Source organism: Mycobacterium sp. ACS4331 (assembly GCF_001667265.1).
Lineage (GTDB): Bacteria > Actinomycetota > Actinomycetes > Mycobacteriales > Mycobacteriaceae > Mycobacterium.
Window position 1 is genome coordinate 17,389 of record NZ_LZHW01000048.1, and the last position, 16,396, is coordinate 33,784.

General features: G+C 68.2%; 17 protein-coding genes. 4 read left to right on the forward strand and 13 right to left on the reverse strand.

Features of this window, described 5'->3' with window-relative positions; all coding sequences use genetic code 11:
• Nucleotide 1: 1 nt before the first annotated feature.
• Genes A5727_RS11585 through A5727_RS11615 form a run of 7 tightly spaced genes read right to left on the reverse strand, consistent with a single transcriptional unit; the run spans nt 2 to nt 7,603 of the window.
• The gene (locus A5727_RS11585) at nt 2-1,315 is read right to left on the reverse strand and encodes a phosphotransferase family protein (RefSeq protein ID WP_068249126.1); all 1,314 of its coding nucleotides are present in this window, start codon (nt 1,313-1,315) and stop codon (nt 2-4) included.
• Nucleotides 1,312-2,550 carry an acyl-CoA dehydrogenase family protein gene (locus tag A5727_RS11590; protein ID WP_068249128.1) on the reverse strand — a complete coding sequence of 413 codons (1,239 nt, stop codon included), beginning with the start codon at nt 2,548-2,550 and terminating at the stop codon, nt 1,312-1,314. Before A5727_RS11590 ends, A5727_RS11585 begins: the two co-directional genes overlap by 4 nt.
• A gap of 22 nt (nt 2,551-2,572) precedes the next feature.
• Nucleotides 2,573-3,181, reverse strand: a complete 609-nt coding sequence (locus A5727_RS11595) for a TetR/AcrR family transcriptional regulator (protein WP_068249129.1) — start codon at nt 3,179-3,181, stop codon at nt 2,573-2,575.
• Between the two features lie 3 nt (nt 3,182-3,184).
• Complete coding sequence (locus A5727_RS11600; protein WP_068249130.1) at nt 3,185-4,090, reverse strand: hydroxymethylglutaryl-CoA lyase; 906 nt, start codon at nt 4,088-4,090, stop codon at nt 3,185-3,187.
• Nucleotides 4,087-5,289: a CaiB/BaiF CoA transferase family protein gene (locus A5727_RS11605; RefSeq protein ID WP_068249131.1), complete on the reverse strand. Its 1,203-nt coding sequence runs from the start codon at nt 5,287-5,289 to the stop codon at nt 4,087-4,089. The genes A5727_RS11600 and A5727_RS11605 overlap by 4 nt, the downstream gene beginning before the upstream one ends.
• The gene (locus A5727_RS11610) at nt 5,286-6,497 is read right to left on the reverse strand and encodes an alpha/beta hydrolase family protein (protein WP_068249133.1); all 1,212 of its coding nucleotides are present in this window, start codon (nt 6,495-6,497) and stop codon (nt 5,286-5,288) included. Before A5727_RS11610 ends, A5727_RS11605 begins: the two co-directional genes overlap by 4 nt.
• A 2-nt stretch (nt 6,498-6,499) precedes the next feature.
• Nucleotides 6,500-7,603 (reverse strand): homogentisate 1,2-dioxygenase, encoded by a 1,104-nt coding sequence (locus A5727_RS11615; protein WP_068249135.1) that lies wholly within the window; start codon nt 7,601-7,603, stop codon nt 6,500-6,502.
• A 134-nt stretch (nt 7,604-7,737) separates the two neighbouring features.
• Between A5727_RS11615 and A5727_RS11620 the strand changes: the two genes are divergently transcribed.
• Nucleotides 7,738-8,124 carry a copper resistance CopC family protein gene (locus A5727_RS11620; protein ID WP_082949748.1) on the forward strand — a complete coding sequence of 129 codons (387 nt, stop codon included), beginning with the start codon at nt 7,738-7,740 and terminating at the stop codon, nt 8,122-8,124.
• A gap of 4 nt (nt 8,125-8,128) precedes the next feature.
• On the opposite strand, the gene A5727_RS11625 is transcribed toward A5727_RS11620, so the two are convergent.
• The gene (locus tag A5727_RS11625; RefSeq protein ID WP_068249139.1) at nt 8,129-8,692 is read right to left on the reverse strand and encodes a TetR/AcrR family transcriptional regulator; all 564 of its coding nucleotides are present in this window, start codon (nt 8,690-8,692) and stop codon (nt 8,129-8,131) included.
• Nucleotides 8,693-8,727: 35 nt separating this feature from the next.
• Between A5727_RS11625 and A5727_RS11630 the strand changes: the two genes are divergently transcribed.
• Entirely contained in the window at nt 8,728-9,726 is a 999-nt protein-coding gene (locus A5727_RS11630) for an acrylyl-CoA reductase family protein (RefSeq protein ID WP_068249250.1), read from the forward strand.
• Nucleotides 9,727-9,747: 21 nt separating this feature from the next.
• A complete protein-coding gene (locus A5727_RS11635; protein ID WP_068249141.1) occupies nt 9,748-10,608 on the forward strand; it encodes an oxidoreductase in 861 nt (286 codons plus the stop codon).
• Here the strand turns inward: A5727_RS11635 and A5727_RS11640 are convergent.
• From A5727_RS11640 to hisN, 3 genes are all read right to left on the reverse strand, one after another.
• Nucleotides 10,601-11,818 carry an acyl-CoA dehydrogenase family protein gene (locus A5727_RS11640; RefSeq protein WP_068249143.1) on the reverse strand — a complete coding sequence of 406 codons (1,218 nt, stop codon included), beginning with the start codon at nt 11,816-11,818 and terminating at the stop codon, nt 10,601-10,603. The two genes, A5727_RS11635 and A5727_RS11640, sit on opposite strands and share 8 nt — an antisense overlap.
• A gap of 14 nt (nt 11,819-11,832) precedes the next feature.
• Complete coding sequence (locus A5727_RS11645; RefSeq protein WP_068249145.1) at nt 11,833-13,206, reverse strand: acyl-CoA dehydrogenase family protein; 1,374 nt, start codon at nt 13,204-13,206, stop codon at nt 11,833-11,835.
• A gap of 72 nt (nt 13,207-13,278) precedes the next feature.
• Nucleotides 13,279-14,061, reverse strand: a complete 783-nt coding sequence (gene hisN, locus A5727_RS11650; RefSeq protein ID WP_068249147.1) for a histidinol-phosphatase — start codon at nt 14,059-14,061, stop codon at nt 13,279-13,281.
• A gap of 24 nt (nt 14,062-14,085) precedes the next feature.
• On the opposite strand from hisN, the gene A5727_RS11655 reads away from it, so the two are divergent.
• Nucleotides 14,086-14,439 (forward strand): hypothetical protein, encoded by a 354-nt coding sequence (locus A5727_RS11655; RefSeq protein WP_068249251.1) that lies wholly within the window; start codon nt 14,086-14,088, stop codon nt 14,437-14,439.
• 3 nt (nt 14,440-14,442) lie between these two features.
• Here A5727_RS11655 and A5727_RS11660 read toward each other — a convergent pair whose 3' ends face one another.
• Together A5727_RS11660 and A5727_RS11665 are read right to left on the reverse strand one after the other, a co-directional pair.
• Nucleotides 14,443-14,814 (reverse strand): group I truncated hemoglobin, encoded by a 372-nt coding sequence (locus A5727_RS11660; RefSeq protein WP_068249148.1) that lies wholly within the window; start codon nt 14,812-14,814, stop codon nt 14,443-14,445.
• Nucleotides 14,815-14,886: 72 nt separating this feature from the next.
• Nucleotides 14,887-16,266 carry an FAD-dependent oxidoreductase gene (locus A5727_RS11665; protein WP_068249149.1) on the reverse strand — a complete coding sequence of 460 codons (1,380 nt, stop codon included), beginning with the start codon at nt 16,264-16,266 and terminating at the stop codon, nt 14,887-14,889.
• Between the last annotated feature and the right edge of the window lie 130 nt (nt 16,267-16,396).

Here is a 16,396-nt window from a genome sequence, read left to right on the forward strand (position 1 = left end):
GTCACTGTCCTTCGTAGCCGGGGTGCGCGGCGGCCAACCGGTGTCCGACCAGCCGGCGCAGCGCCGGCAGCACGTCGTCGGCGCGGTCGTCGAAGTCGCCGCGTCGGATCGCGGCGGCCAACGCGGCCTCGTCGGGAGCGCCGAGGTCGGTGATCGCGGCCCTGACCGCCTCCGCTCCCGTCGCCGTCAGCTCACGCTGCACCATGCGCAGCGCGTTGGCGGCGACGCGGGTGTGGAAGTTGACCTGACCGGTGGTGGCGTCCCGGACGTCGTGGTCGAGGAAATCCGCGACGGCCTCGAGCAGTTCGGCCGCGGTGGGCCGGCCGTGCAGGCCAGGGGTGTCGCGGGCCTGCCCGGGTGGGTCCGCGGTGACCAGCGGCGCGCCGAGGAGGTCGAGCAGATCCCATTCGGTTTCACAGACGCGGCGGCCGATGGTCGCCAGCTCCACCGACGGGGTCTGCCCGGACAGGTGCCGCTGCGCCTGGAACCGGCAGATGATGCCCCAGCGCAGCGTCGCCGACACCAGCCACCAACGGAACTCGGCACGGTCGATCGGCGCGCCGCCGGCCTGTTCGTAGGCGGTCAGGAAGTCCTCGATGCTGCCCAGGCCGCCCGCACCCAGTTCCCGAGGCGCCCCGAACCGCCAGGCCCGGATGCAGAACCAGGCCAGATCCTCGGCTGGGTCACCGGCGTGCACGAGCTCCCAGTCGAGCACCGCGGCCAGTTCGGACCCGTCGACGATGAGGTTGCCCATCCGGAAGTCACCGTGCACGAGGGTCGTGCGCAGGGTCTTCGGGCGGTTGCGGTCCAGCCAGCGGAATGCCCACTCGAACGTCGCGGTGGTGTCGCCCATATCGTCGAGTTCGGCACGCCACTGGTCGAGCTGGTCGGCGTCGGACAGTTCGGCGTCGTTCGGGTCGGCCCGGTGGATCGCGGCCAGGGCCGAGGCGCACTGCCGCAGCAGCTTGTCGCGGCCCGCGTCGTCGAGGGCACGCTGGATTCTGCGCACGATCGTCTCGCCCGCGATGGCCGAGCAGATCAGGTACGGATGTCCCAGCGGTTCAACGCTGTTCGACGCCGCCAGAATCTCGGGCACCGGCGCCCCCTGGGCGGCCGCCAGCCGCTGCACCTGCGCCTCAAGCTCCATGCCCGCATGCACCTCGTCGGCCTCGCCGGTGCGCAGGATCAGCGGACGCGCACCGTCGGCCGTGCGTGCCGTGAACGCCCACGTGGTGCGACTCGCGCCGCCGGTCAGCCGGGTCAGGCCGTCGATCTCGGCGCCGAGCACGGCACTCAGCGCCTGCTCGAGACTCATTTCCGCCCGAACTTGAGCATGCGCTGTGCGACGCGGCGGATCTGGATCTCCTCGGCGCCCTCGGTGATGCGGTAGCGCCGGTGGTGCCGGTAGATGTGCTCGAACGGTTCATGGCGGCTGTACCCGACACCGCCATGGATCTGCATCGCGCGGTCGGCCGCCTCGCACACCAGCCTGTTGGCTCGGTAGTTGGCCATCGACACCTTGTCGGACACCTCCATATGGTGGTCGCGGTCCAGATGCCAGGCCGCGTAGTACACCAACAGTCGCACCATCTGGGCCTCGGTCTGCAGTTCGGCCAGCGGCCACTGCACCGCCTGGTTCACGCTCAACGGCTTGCCGAACACGACTCGCTGGCCGGCGTAGTCCGCGGCGCGGTCGATGCAGTACTGGGCGGCCCCCAGGCTGCTCGCGGCCTGACGGATGCGGTTCTCGTGCAGGAACGTCTGGCCGACCGCCAGTCCGTGGTCGACCTCACCGAGAACCGCATCGGCGGGCACGCGCACGTCGTTGAGTTCGACCTCGCCGTGGTCGCTGGGCATGTTGAAGGTCCACCAGTAGTACGGCACCTCGAAACCGGGGGTGTCGGTGGGCACCAGGAAGGCCGTGATCCCCGTGGCCTGTCCGTCCTCTCCGGAGGTGCGGGCGAAGACCAGGTCGTGGGTGGCGCGGTGCACGCCGGTGTTCCACCGCTTGGCGCCGTTGATCACCCACTCGTCACCGTCGCGCACGGCGCGGGTCTGAAGCCACGTGGCGTCGCTGCCGTGGTTGGGTTCGGTCAGTCCGAAGGCCATGGAGCGCTCACCGGTGAGCATGGCCTCGATCCAGTCCTTCTTCTGCGCCTCGGTGCCGAACCGGGCCATCATGATCACCTGCGGGAAGTTGCCGACGATCGACGACTCGTCCTGCAGGTCGTTGTGCAGGCCCAGGCCCTTGTGGGCCAGGTGTTCGCGGATCACCGCCATGTCGAGGTTGGTGCCGTCGCGGCCGCCGAACTCCGACGGCAGGCCGTAGCGCAGCCACCCGGCGGCGTCGGCCCGGCGACGCATCTCGTCGAGCAGGTCCTCCCATTCCCGACGGGGGATGCCGCCGTTCTCCAGATCGGTGCGGGCGAACTCCCGGCGCCGGTCGAAGTACTGGATGTGCTCGCGTTCCAGCGGCTTGATCTCGGCTTCGATGAACTCGTCCATCTCGGCCAGCAAACCGGGAAGATGGTCTGGCAGGGTGAAATCCACAGTGCTCCTTCGTCGTTGAAGTTCAGTAGCCGTAGAGCGTCTTCTTCCAGATGGTCGCCAGAGTACGGATGGCGTCCTCGTCGCTCGTGCGCACCCCGAGGGCGGCGGCGTCGGGTCTCAGGTACACGACGGTGAAGTTCTCGAACAACAGCGAGATGGCCAACGCGATGTGGTCGGGGTCCAGGTCGGCGCCGTAGCCCTGCTCCTGCGCCCGCAGCACCGAGGCCCGCACGATGTCCATGCCGAACCTTCGGAACTCGTTCTGCATCTCGGCGAACCGCTGTTGCGCCGAACCGAGTTGCGCGACGGCCACCATGATCCCGAGGTTCTGCTTGAAGATGTTCCAGTACCCGGTGGCCATCGTGGTGAAGAACTCGCTGTCGTCCGCCGATTCGGGCAGGTGGACGGGCAGTCCGGACAGCACGTCGTGGAGGAACGACTCGGCCAGGACCGCCAGCAGGTCCTCCTTGTCGTCGAAGTATCGGTAGAACACCGCGGGCGATCTGCCCGCGGCCGAGGTGATGTCGGCCAGCGTGGTGCCGTGGAAACCGCGCTCGGCGAACAGCTTCCGCGCTGCCGCTGTGATGGCGTCGCGGGTCTGCTGTCCCTTGTTCGAGAGCGCGCGGGTCACAGCTCAGCCGATGATCCGGTCGCCGGCCCGCAGCAGCGAGCTGGGCAGATCGTGTCCGATGAGGCGTTGGGCGACCGCGGCCGCCTCGATGGCCGTCGGCAGGTCGACGTCGGTGCCGATGTCACTGTCGCGCAGCAGGTACACCAGATCCTCGGTGGCGATGTTCCCGCTGGCGCCGGGGGCGAACGGGCAGCCGCCCAACCCGCCCACCGAGGCGTCCAGGCGCGTGACACCGGCCTGGACCGCCGCGAACGCACTGGCAAGACCCGACCCGCGGGTGTTGTGGAAGTGCGCGCCGAGGGGCGTGTCTCCGAGGAGGGGCCGCACCTGGTCGATCAGGGTCTGGACCCGTCGCGGAGTCGCGGTGCCGATGGTGTCGGCGATCGCGACCCGGTCGACGCCGAGATCGACGGCGGCGGTGACGATGTCGAGTACCCGATGGGGTGCGGTGGGCCCGTCGAACGGGCAGTCCCATGCGGTGGCGACGATGACCTCCACCGAGGCGCCGCTGTCGTGCGCGATGCGGGTGACATCGGCGATCGCGACGGTGGCCTCTGCGGTGCCGCGCCCGACATTGGCGCGGCTGTGCGCGTCGGAGGCCGACACCACGTATTCAATGGAGTTCAGCCCCGCGGCGATCGCGCGTTTGGCGCCGTTGGGGCTGGCGACCAGCGCGGAGAACTCCACGTGGTCGAACCGTGCGAGTTCGGCGGCCAGGGCTTCGGCGTCCGCGAGGGCGGGCACCTTCGACGGCGACACGAACGCGGTGGCCTCGACTTCGCGGACACCGGTGGCCACCACGGCCTCGAGCAGTTCGATCTTGGCGGCCAGCGGGATCGGCTCCTCGATCTGCAGGCCGTCGCGCAGGCACACCTCACGGATGTCGACATGGGCGGGCAGTTCGGTCATATCACTCCCTCGCTGTGCAGACGGTTCAGCTCGTCGGCGGTGTGCCCGAGCAGGCCGGTGTAGACCTCGTCGTTGTGCTGGCCGGGCCGGGCCGAACCGGCGTTGCGGATGGTGCCGGGAGACTCCGAGAGCACCGGCACGACACCCGGACCCTTGACGTTACGCCCGATGCGTTCGTCGAAGTGGTCGGCGATCATGCCGCGGGCCTGCAGTTGGGGATCGGCGACCACCTCGGCCACGGTGTTGATCGGTCCACTGATCACGCCCGCCTCCGAGAGGACGGCGATGATCTCGTCGGGCTGACGCTGCGCCGCCCAGTCGCCGATGATCTTGTCGAGCTCGTCCTGATTGCGCCCGCGTGCAACGTGATTGACGAATCTGTCGTCAGTGGCCAGGTCGGGTTGTCCCATCGCCGAGCACAGGCGCCGAAACACGGTGTCCTGGTTGGCCGCGATCACCACCCAGCTCCCGTTGGCGCTCTGGTAGATGTTCGACGGTGCGATGCCCTCCAGTCGGGTGCCCGACGGCCCGCGCACGACACCACCGATGTCGTAGTCCGGAATCGTCGACTCCTGGATGGCCAGGCAGCTTTCGGTCAGGGCGGTGTCCACGATCTGACCCTCGCCGGTGACGCTGCGCCGGTAGAGCGCCGCCAGGGCGCCCTGCGCTGCGAACATCCCCGCCAGGCTGTCGCCCAGTGACAGGGCCAACCTCGGTGGTGGTCCGCCCGGGAAGCCGTTCATGTGCCGAAGCCCGCTGGCGGCCTCGGCCACCGAGGCGTACCCGGCCTTGCCCGCCTCGGGGCCGGTCTGTCCGTAGCCCGACACGCGCACCAGGATGATGCCCTTATTGCGTTCGCGCAGAACGTCGTAACCCAGATTCCACTTCTCCAGCGTGCCGGGCCGGAAGTTCTCCACGATGACGTCGGAGCGGTCCACCAACTCGAGGAACAGTTCCCGTCCGCGGTCGGTGCGCAGGTCCAGTGTGACGGCCTTCTTGTTGCGTGCGTGCACGGTCCAGAAGAAGTGGTGCCCGTCGAGTTCGGCCTGTCCCCACGTGCGCAGCGGATCCGGCGCGGTGGGCAGCTCGATCTTGATGACCTCGGCGCCCATGTCGCCGAGCAGACGGCCCGCGAAGGGACCGGAGATCAGCGTGCCGAGTTCGAGGACCCGAACACCGTCGAGCGCGCCGGTGGTCACAGCGAGAACCCGTGCCGGTGGAGCCAGTCCGTGCAGATGCCGACGGCCTGGCGCAGAGTGTCGCGTTGGTCAGGGCCGGCGTAGTAGTGGTTGGCGCCGGGGATCTCGGCCATCTCCTTGTCGGGGTGCCCGATGGCCTCGAACAGTCGACGTGTGTGGCTGGGGGTGCACGCGTCGTCGGCGAGGTTGCCGATCACCAGTGCGGGGACCGCGATGTCGGGTCCGGCCTTGACGGCGTCGCCGTTGGCGTCGTCGTAGCTCCACTGCGAGAGCCAGCTGCGCAGGGTGCAGAACCGGGCGAGGCCGACGGGGGAGTTGTTGACCACCTGAGGGTCGCCGAGATAGCAGGTTCCGGGCTTGCGCTCGTTCGGGTCGACGGTGGGGTCGAGCCAGCGCGGGTCGGCCATGGTGCCGTGTACGACGAACGCGAACTCGTCATCGGGCCGTCCCTGAGCGGACAGTTCCGCCAGTTTCTCCTTGACCCACTTCGTGATTCGGCGGTTCCGTGCGATCTGAGCCTCGCGGTAACGCTCGAGGAACTCAGGGCTGTACGGAGGCTGGTTCGGGTTGTCCGGGTTGTAGAGGTCCAACTCCGGGTCGCGCTTGGTCGGGTCGGACTCGTCAAGGATCGAGGCGTCCAGCCATTCGGTCATGGTGCCGTGCCTGCTGATGTGCGCGGCCAGCAGCATGATGCCGTCGGCGGGGATCAGGCCCAGCTTGGTCAGGTCGGGGCCGTCGCCGGACGGGCTGGCCGTCACGGTCGGGTTCTGCGCCTGCTGCTGGTAGAACACCGACAGCGATCCGCCACCACTCCAGCCGGCGAGCACCACCTTCGAGTAGCCGAGGCGGTTCTTGGCGTCCTTGATGCACTCGCCGAGGTCCTCGACCACCTTCTCCATCAGCAGGGCCGAGTCGGTGCCCCGGAACCGGCTGTTGCAGTAGATGACATGATGGCCGGCCCGGGCCAGGGCGTTGATCATCGGCAGGTATGCGCCGCCACCGATGGGGTGCATGAACACCAGGACCGTATCGGACGGCTTGGGTCCGTTCTCGTCCCTGGGCCTGAGCAGGTAGCTCTCCAGCACCACCAGTTCGGCGACGCCTCCGTAGACGTCTCGGACCGCCGAATTGTTCTGGTAGGCGACAAGGTAGGGAATGCGGTCGTAGTCGTGGCGCGGCGGAGCCGCGATGGATTCTGCGGTGGTCATCGTCAGTGCTGCCCCAAATCGTTGGCCAGGATCTCGTCGGAGGGAATCAGTCGTCGGCGGGTGTCGATCGCGATCACCGACCAGTCCACCCGGTCGTAGTCGTCGAACTTGCGGCGGGCGCGTTCGCGGGCCTTCTCCGGGGCGCCGTGGTGGACGCCCTGCGGAGCGTGCGAGATCAGGCCCGGCGGCATCGGGATGCCGTAGAGCGAACCGCCGTGGAAGAACGCGATCTCGTCGTAGTCGACGTTGCGGTGATACCACGGCGTACGTTCGGTGCCCGGCACGCTCTCAGCCGGCTTCGGCAGGAAGTTCATCACGTAGACGCCGGTGGCCTGCATGAACAGATGCACGGTCGGCGGAAGGTGCACACTCTCGGACGTGATCACGGTGTAGTCGTCGATGTTGAAGGTGAACGGGAAGTTGTCCCCGCGCCAGCCTTCCACGTCGAGCGGATTGTGTTGGTAGAAAAGGGAGGTCGTCCCAGTTCCGTTCATCTCGGCATGGATGAGCCGAACCTCGTACTCGTCCCTGCCGTCGTCGTCGATGGGCGAGGGGTCGGGGATGGTGACCTGGGCGGGGTCGAATGGGAAGTGTCGGCCCAGCGTGCCCGCGGGCGGGACCCGGAACTCATCGGTGGCCTGGATCATCAGCAGCGTCGTCTCCTCGGCCGGGATCTGCCGCCAGGTGCACGCCTTGGGGATGTAGATCCAGTCGCCCGGGTGGTAGTCGAGGGGACCGAACTCGGTTTCCAGCGACCCCGAACCCCTGTGCACGAATGACAGCAGGTCGCCGTCCACATAGCGGACGAAGAACGGCATGGGTTCGGTCCGCCGGGACAGCAGCACCAGGCAGTCGGCGTTGGAGAACAGCAGCATGGGTCCGCCGTGCGCGTCCGTGGCGTCACTGGGTTTGAGTTCGGAACTCAACACGTCGGTGGGGCGCAGGGGACCGACCGTACGGTAGGCGGTGGGGTCGTTGCGGCGATACATGTTGGCGGTGCGTCCGACGAAACCACCGCGGCCCAACTCGTCGTCCTTGAGCCCGTCGAGATCGGCGTGGATGCGCTTCGGTGTCCTGCCTTTGCGCAGGTGGACGAACGATTCCATGGGTGAGTGCTCCCTCTCAGCCTGCTCCGTCAAAAGTAAAACTGACATTACTTTTATCTTGGTGCGAGGTCAACAGTCGACCAGTTCGGGCAACTTGCCACCATCGGCGCAGGTCCATCGGTACGGTTCGGCCCATGTCGATCTGGAGCAGGGTTCTCGCCGTCGGAGCAGTGGTTCTGGGGGCCGTCATCGGCACGTCGGCGCCTGCGGCGGCGGACACGACGCTGGTGGCGAGTTCGCCCGCACCGGGGGCAGTCCTGCACGCCGTGCCCACCCGCGTCACCGCGACCCTGGACCAACCGGTGGGCTCGTTCGCGACCCTCACCGTGATCGGTCCCGACAGCTACACCTGGACGACAGGGCAGGTCGAGGTGTCCGGATCCCAGTTGTCGGCACCGCTGATGCCACTGCGTCATGTCGGCGGCTACACGGCGCGCTACCGCGCGCAGACCGTGGACGGGCGTGAGGTGGCGGGGTCGTGGTCATTCCTGGTGTCCGCGCCCGAGCTCGCGGCGCAGTGATCACTCAGGGCCGGAGCATGAACTGCAGGAAGCGATCTCGCTGCGCCGTGGTCAGTGGGCTGGTCTTCTCGCGCGCGATCTGAAGGAATCCGATTCCGGCCGCAAACGTGGTGTGCGCGCGCAGATCTGCCTCCTCGGCGGGAAACCCGAGATCGAGGAACGCCTTGCGCACGGTGTGCAGCACGCGGCGATCCGCCTCGTCGACACTCGCCGCCACGCTGGCATCGGTACGGGCCCATTCGCGCATCGTGCGTTCGAGCTTCCAGTGCCGCGGCGCCACCAGTGCGGTCATCAGGATCGACAGGCGTTCGGCCGGCGCCCTGTCATCGATGTCGTGGTAGACCCGATGCTCCTCGCCCCGCTGCTGTGCCCATGACTCGATCAGCGCGTTGCGGTAGCTCGCCATATCGGTGAAGTGCCAGTAGAAACTGCCCTTGGTGACGCCGAGGCGTTGGCACAGCCGATCGATCTTGAGGGCGCCGACGCCGTCCTCCGCCAGTATCGTGTAGCCCGCCTGAATCCAGTCGTCGACAGACCGGCGACCGGTACCGGATTCGCGGGTTGTCATGGTGGCAGCCTACGGGCAGCGGCATGATGGCCGTCATGACGGCAATCAACGCGCTGGTCGCACACGAGGACGCCGAGGGGGGCGTGGTCCTGCGGCCCGAGGTGGTCGACGAGTCCTTCCTGCCCGACGGTGACGTCGAGATCGCGGTCGAGTACTCGGGTGTCAACTACAAGGACGCCCTGGCGGTCACCCCGAAAGGTGGAGTGGCCCGGGGGTATCCGCTGATTCCGGGCATCGACGTGGTCGGCACCGTGTCCGCGAGCTCGTCGCCGGACTTCGCCGTGGGTGACACCGTGATCGCGCACGGCCGCGACATCGGCACCGGACGCCACGGCGGTTACGCCGAGGTGGCGCGATGTCCGGCGGACTACGTGGTCAGGCTCGACGATCTCAGCGCGGCCGACGCCGCGGCGATCGGGACCGCGGGGTTCACCGCGGCCATGAGCGTCAACGCCATCAGTCGGCACGGCATCGCGCCGGGGGACGGTCCGGTTCTGGTCACCGGTGCCACGGGCGGCGTCGGCAGCATCGCCGTCGACCTGCTGGCCGGCCTGGGCTATGAGGTGGTGGCCTCGACCGGAAAGATCGGCGCGCAGGACCTGTTGAGCGACCTGGGGGCGGCCCAGGTGATCGAGCGGGTCCCCGGTGCGGGAGAACAGGTGCGGGCACTCGGCAGGGCGCAGTGGGCCGCCGTGGTGGACTGCGTCGGCGGCCAGACTCTGGCCTATGCCCTGAGCACGCTCAAATATGCTGGGGTGGCGGCGATCTCGGGACTGGCGGGCTCGGCCGAACTGCCCACCACGGTGCACCCGTTCATCCTGCGTGGGGTGACCCTGGCCGGCATCGACTCGGTGCTGCTGCCGATCGAGAGCCGCCGTGCGGTGTGGCGTCAGATCGAATCCGAGTTGCGCCCCCGCCATCTCGACCGCATCACGGCCGACGTGTCGGTGCTCGAGGTCTCCGACGTGCTGCGCACGATCCTCGCAGGCGGCGTCGTGGGCCGCACCCGGGTGGTGGTCCGGAATGGATTCTGATCCTTCGACGTTGGGGCGCACATGACCTCGGATCGCCTTCCGCTCGCTCAGTTCACCGTCAACCGGATCGGCTTCGGTGCCATGCAGCTGCCCGGACCGGGTGTGTTCGGACCTCCACGTGACCACGACGCCGCCATCGCGGTGCTGCAGCACGCGGTGGCGGCCGGCGTCGACCACATCGACACCGCGCAGTACTACGGCCCCGACGTCGCCAATCAGCTGATCCGCGAGGCCCTGCACCCCTATCCCGACAATCTGGCGCTGGTCAGCAAGGTCGGCGGTCGACGGGACGACGCCGGCGCCTGGCTGCCGCTCGAGCGACCGGCCGATCTGCGGGCCGACCTCGAGAAGAACCTCGCGACCCTGGGCGTGGACCGTCTCGCGGCGGTCAACCTGCGAGTGATGGAGGGCCCGCGGCCCGACGCCCTGTTCGATGAGCAGCTGGACGTGTTGATCGCCGCGCGCGACGAGGGACTGATCGGCGGAATCGGGTTGTCCAGCGTCACGCTCGAGCACCTCACCCATGCGTTGGACCGCACCGAGATCGTCTGCGTGCAGAACCCCTACAACCTGGTGGACCGGAGCTCGCAGGCGGTGCTCGACGAAACTGTCCGGCGCGGCATCGCTTTCGTGCCGTTCTTCCCTCTGGGGTCGGCCTTCGTCGCCGACAATCCCGTGCTGGGCAACCCGATCGTCACCCGGGCAGCCGAGGAACTCGGCCACACGCCCGCCCAGATCGTGCTGGCCTGGACGCTCGGCGTGGCACCCAACGTGCTGCTCATTCCGGGCACGTCGTCGCTGGCGCACCTCACTGAGAACCTCGCCGTGGCCGACATCGAACTCGACGCGTCGTTGCGCGAGCGCCTCGACTCGGTTACTTGAGTTCGGCCGACGAGAGCCCCAGCAGGCGGCGGGCCACGACGAGCTGCTGAATCTGCTGCGTGCCCTCGAAGATGTCGAGAATCTTCGAGTCGCGCGCCCACTTCTCCAGCAGGGTCTGCTCGGAATACCCGACAGTGCCTGCCATCTCGACAGCCTTGAGGGTGATGTCGCTGGCGACGCGGGCGGCTTTGGCCTTGCCCATCGAGGCTTCCTTGGAGTTGGGGATCCGGTTGTCGGCCTGCCAGGCCGAGCGCACCGTCAGCAGGTAACCGGCCTCCCAGTCGGCCTCCATCCGCAGGAATTCCGCGGCCGGGGCGCTCTGCGCGTGGGCCGGCTTGTCGTAGGAGATCTCGATGCCGGCGTCGGTGAGGATGGCGCGCAGGTCCTCGAGGGCGGCGCGCGCGACGCCGGCGGCCATGGCCGCGACGATCGGGCGGGTGTTGTCGAAGGTCTCCATGACCCCGGCAAAACCCTTCTCCACGTGGATCTCCGGGTCGCCCAGCAGGTTGTCCTTGGGGATGCGGGCGTTGTCGAACCGGATCACCGCGGTGTCGGAGGCCTTGATGCCGAGCTTGTGCTCGAGCCGTTCGACGATCACGCCGGGATGTTCACGCGGCACGATGAACGACTTGATCGCCGCGCGTCCCTTCGACTTGTCCAGCGTGGCCCACACAACGATGTGAGTCGCGCGCGAGCCCGCGGTGACGAAGATCTTCTCGCCGTTGATCACGTACTCGTCGCCGTCGAGGGTCGCGGTGGTGGTCACCGCGGCGGAATCCGAACCGAAACTCGGCTCGGTGATCGCCATCGCCGCCCAGACGTTGCGGCCAAGGCGCTCAAGCTGTTCCGGAGTGGCCACCGACGAGATCGCGGCGTTGCCCAGACCCTGGCGGGGGACCGAGAGCAGCAGCGCGACATCACCCCACGAGATCTCCAGGGCATTCAACAGCGCAGACATGTTGCCGCCGTTGATGTTCGCCTTCTTGCCGTCGTCGGCGGTGTCCGCGAACGCCTCGGCCCCGGCGAACGAGATGGTCTTGGCCTCCGAGATGCCCTCGAACAGGTCGGCCAGCGTGTCCAGCTCGACCGGGTAGGCGTGCTCCTTGAGGTCGTACTTGCGGGAGATGGGCCGCAGCATCTCGGCGGCTCCCTGGTGGCCCTTCTCGATGACGGCCTGGAGCTTCTTCGGCATTTCCAGATTGATAGCCATGATTTCCAGCCTTTCTAGAGGACGACCACGCCCTCGGCGACGCCGATTGCCCGCAGGTCGCGGTACCAGCGTTCGACGGGGTGTTCCTTGGTGAAGCCGTGGCCACCGAGCAGCTGCACGCCGTCGAGGCCGATCTGCATGCCCTTGTCGGTGCCGAGCTTGCGCGCCAGTGCCGCCTCGCGGGCGAACGGCAGGCCCTGTTCGGCGCGGGCCGCGCCTCGCCAGGTGATCAGGCGCAGGCCGTCGAGTTCGATGGCGATGTTGGCCGCCATGAACGCCACCGACTGGCGGTGCGCGATGGGCTCACCGAACGCCTGTCGCTCCTTGATGTAGGGGATGACGTAGTCGAGCACGGCGTGGGAGGTGCCGACCGCCAGGGCCGCCCAGCCCAGCCGCGACAGTGCGATGGCCTCGGAGTAGTTCTGCGCGTGCTCCGATTCGGCGATGTCCTCGCCGAGACGCGCGCTCAGGGGGACGTTGACCCGGTTCAGCTCGACCTGGCCCAGCGCCGCGGCGCGGATGCCCATGCTCGGGTCGGCCTTGACGGTCAGCCCCTCGCTGGCGGCCTCGACGATGAAAAGCGAAGGCCGGCCGTTGAACTGCGCGGCGATGATGAACATTTCGGCGTTTGCCGCGGCGGGCACCAGGGACTTGACGCCGTCGAGGCGGTAGCCGCTGGGGGTCCGTACTGCGGTGGTCTTGCACGCGGTCGGGTCGAACAGCGCGTGCGGTTCGGCGATCGCCAGGCATGCCTGAGGCACGTTCTCGCCCGCGAACTCCCGCAGATAGGTGGCCTGCTGGTCGGCGCTGCCCCAGTGCGTCAGGGCCGATGCGACGCCGCCGGGGGCCAGGATCGGCAGCGCCAGACCCATGTCCCCGTAGGCCAGCGCCTCGGCGACCAGGGCGTTGGTGACCGTCGACCGATGCTCGGCGATGCCGTCGAAGTCCTCGGGGATGTTGATCGCGGTGACGCCGAGTTCGGCGGCCTTGGTCAGAAGGTCGGCCGGATACTGCGCGGCGGCGTCGGCGTCGTACGCGGCGGGGCGCAGGATCTCCTCGGCGAACTCCTTGACCGTCTCGACGATCATCTTCTGGTCATCGTCGGGGGTGAGGTCGAAGTAGTCCGACTTCTTCTCGGCGCGATTCGACGGCAACCGGGTGGGCGCCTTGCCGATGCCCTGCACGCGCTTGAACTGACGAGTCGTGGCGCCCGCGGCGGAGAACGCGGTCTTGACGCCGTAGCGCAGACCGCGGTTGAGCGGGTCGCGCAGGTTGTACTTGTCCAGGAACTCCTGGCCCATGATCGGCGTGATCAGAGCCAAGCCGATGTCGGTCGCCGTGCGCTTGTGCTTTTTCAGACCGACAGCACTCTCATGGTTATTCATCATCAGCCTCTGGGGTAGGTGTGTGAACAACCGTATCTTACTCCGAAGTAAGGTAGGCGAATCCTGTTACTTAATTCACACGATGCGCAGCCGCTGCACCACCTGATCATGCAGCAGACCGTTGGTGGCCAGCGCGCTGCCTCCGTGGGGGCCGTCCTGGCCATCGATGCTGGTGAAGGCGCCGCCGGCCTCGCGCACGATGATGTCGAGCGGGGCCAGATCCCACAGTTTCACCTCGGGCTCGACCGCGATGTCGACCGCGCCCTCGGCGACCATGCAGTACGACCAGAAATCGCCGTACGCCCGTACACGCCAGACCTCGTCGGTCAGGGCGATGAACCTGTCGCGGCGGTCCTCCCACCCCGTGGTGAGATCGGAGTAGGACAGGCTCGCGGCGTCCAACTGGGCGACCGCCGACACCGACAACGTGCGCTGTGTGCCGTTGAAGGAGCCGTGCGCGCCCTCGCCCTTGGCGGCCCACCACCGGCGTCCCAGCGCTGGGGCGCTGACCACGCCGACCACGGGCTCACCGTCCTCGAGCAGCGCGACAAGCGTGCACCAGACCGGGACTCCGCGGACGAAGTTCTTGGTGCCGTCGATGGGGTCGATGACCCACTGCCTGCCGGCCAGCGACGGGGTGCCGCCGAACTCCTCACCGAAGACGGCGTCGCCGGGCCGCTCCTGGGACAGCACCTCGCGCAGCCGCTCCTCGGCTGACTGATCGGCATCCGTCACCGGTGTCAGGTCCGGTTTCGTGTCGATGCGCAGATCGAGTGCGCCGAACCGGGCCATCGTGATGTCGTCGGCCCGATCGGCGAGTTCGAGCGCAAAGGAAAGGTCCTGCTGGTATCCACCCATGACTGGAGTCCTACCATGAGCAGCGTGTGGGAAATCCTGGTCCTGCTGCTTCTGGTGGGTGCGCTGGTGTTGGTCATCGGACCGCGGTTCGCCAAGCGTGGGCCTCGGCCCGGTTCGGCCGTCGCCTACGGGACCTTGGTGGTCACCGGCGTGAGCCCACGCCCCGACGTGGACGGCGAACAGTTCGTCACCATCACCGGTGTCATCAACGGCCCGACCGTCCGCGAGCACGTCGTCTATCAGCGGCTCGCCCTCGATGTGAACAACTGGCCGACGATGGGCCAGCTGTTCGACGTCGCCTACTCGCCGAAGAATCCGGACAACTGGCGGTTCGCCTCGCCCGAGGAGTCGGCCAGCCCGGAGCCGCCGTTCAACTAGGCGTCAGCCCGCGCGCGCGGCGGATCCCGGCGCGATCTCGTCCTTCAGGGGCGCCAGCGTGGAACCGATCGCCCCGATGGTCGCCTCGGGGACACCGAGTGCGGCCAGAGTCGCCACCAGGTGGTCGACGACACGATCGAAATCGGCCGGATCGATGGCCAGGCGCGCGTGCGCCTCACGCATAGTGCGGCCCAGATAGGGCGCCGGTCCGCCGATCGCCGCCGACAGGAACGCCCGTTGGTGGCCCTTGAGCCGGGCCACATCGGTGCCTTCGAAGTAGCCCGCCAGCTGCGGATCACCGAGGACTCGCGCATAGAAATCATCGACGGCCACCGAAACCGCACTCGCGCCGCCGATCTCGTCGTAGATGCTCATCGCCCCAGCATCGGGTGGGGGCGTTACGAACCGATGGCGCGGCGACTGTCGCTCCCGTTACGAAGTGCTCACTCAGCCGTGCCCGATGCGCAGCAGGTCGGCGACGCTGGTCAGCTTCACCCGCGGCCTGCCGTGCGGTTCGCCGGCGGCGCGTTCGTGCGCGTCGATCACGCGCCAGTGGTCATCGGTCACCAGCGCGGGTTGGCGCGAGAGCAGCCAGCGCGCCAGATCCTCGCCGCGATCGCCGGACGCCTCGTGCCCGCCCCGCTCGGGCAGGCCCTCGAGCAGCAGTGCCACCGTGTCGGCCGAGTCCTTCTTGTTGCTCCCGATCACCCCTGACGGGCCCCGCTTGATCCATCCGACCACGTACTCGTTGCTGCTGCCGTCGACCCGGCCGCCGGTGTTGGGGATGATCCCGCTGCGCTCGTCGAACGGCAGGCCCGGAACCGGGCGACCCCGGTAGCCGACGGCGCGCACCACCAGTTGGGCGGGCAGTTCTTCGCGCTCACCGGTGTCCCTGGCCACGACGCGACCGTTCTCGTCGGTGACAAGTTCGTTGCGGCCCAACACAATCGACTCGACGCGGTCGGTGCCCTTGATCTCGATCGGCGACGTCTGGAAGCGGAACACGATCCGTCGGTGCCCCGGGGTGGGCTCGCGGTCGAGGTAACTGCGCAGCACCTTGATGTTCTGCTTGACGGTCTTGCCCGCCGCCTCGAGTTCGTCATCGGTGATGTCGGCGAAGTCGGCGGGGTCGAGGACCACGTCGACCTCCTCGAGGCCCTTCATATCGCCGAGTTCGCGCAGTTCGAGGGTCGTGAACGGGGCCTGAACCGGGCCGCGCCTACCGATCACCACCACCTCCTCGACGCCCCTGCCGTGCAGCGACTGCAGGGCGTGGTCGGCGATGTCGGTCATGCCGAGGGCAGCGGGATCGGTGACGAGAATGCGTGCCACGTCCAGAGCGACGTTGCCGTTGCCGACCACGACGGCGCGCCCACCGGAGAGGTCGGGGGCGATCTGCTCGAAGTGCGGGTGTGCGTTGTACCAGCCGACGAAGTCGACGGCCGCCACGCTGCCGGGCAGATCCTCACCGGGAACCCCCAGCGAGCGATCGGACTGTGCGCCCGTCGCGTAGACCACCGCGTCGTACCTCTCGGCGAGTTCGGCGGCCGAGACGTGCTCGCCGACCTCGATGTTGCCGAAGAACCGGAACCGCGGGTCGGCGGCCGTCTTCTCGAACTGTGCGCTGATGGTCTTGATCTTCGGGTGGTCCGGGGCCACACCCGAGCGGACCAGGCCCCACGGGGTGGGCAGCATCTCGAGCATGTCGACGAACACCTCCGGGCGACCGGGGTCGTCGCCGCCCGCCTTCAGCAGAGCCGCTGCGGCGAAGTACCCCGAGGGGCCGGCGCCGACGATCGCCACATGGAAGGGACGGGAATCAGGCATGGAGGATGAGCTTCCTGTCGAAGCCGGGCCGTCCGCAGGAGGGCTGTCCCGCGGGGCCGTGGCGCATTGACTGCCGCGCAGGCGACCCCGGCCGGTGCGTGGGCTGAACCGGCGAGGCTGTGGGATCGTG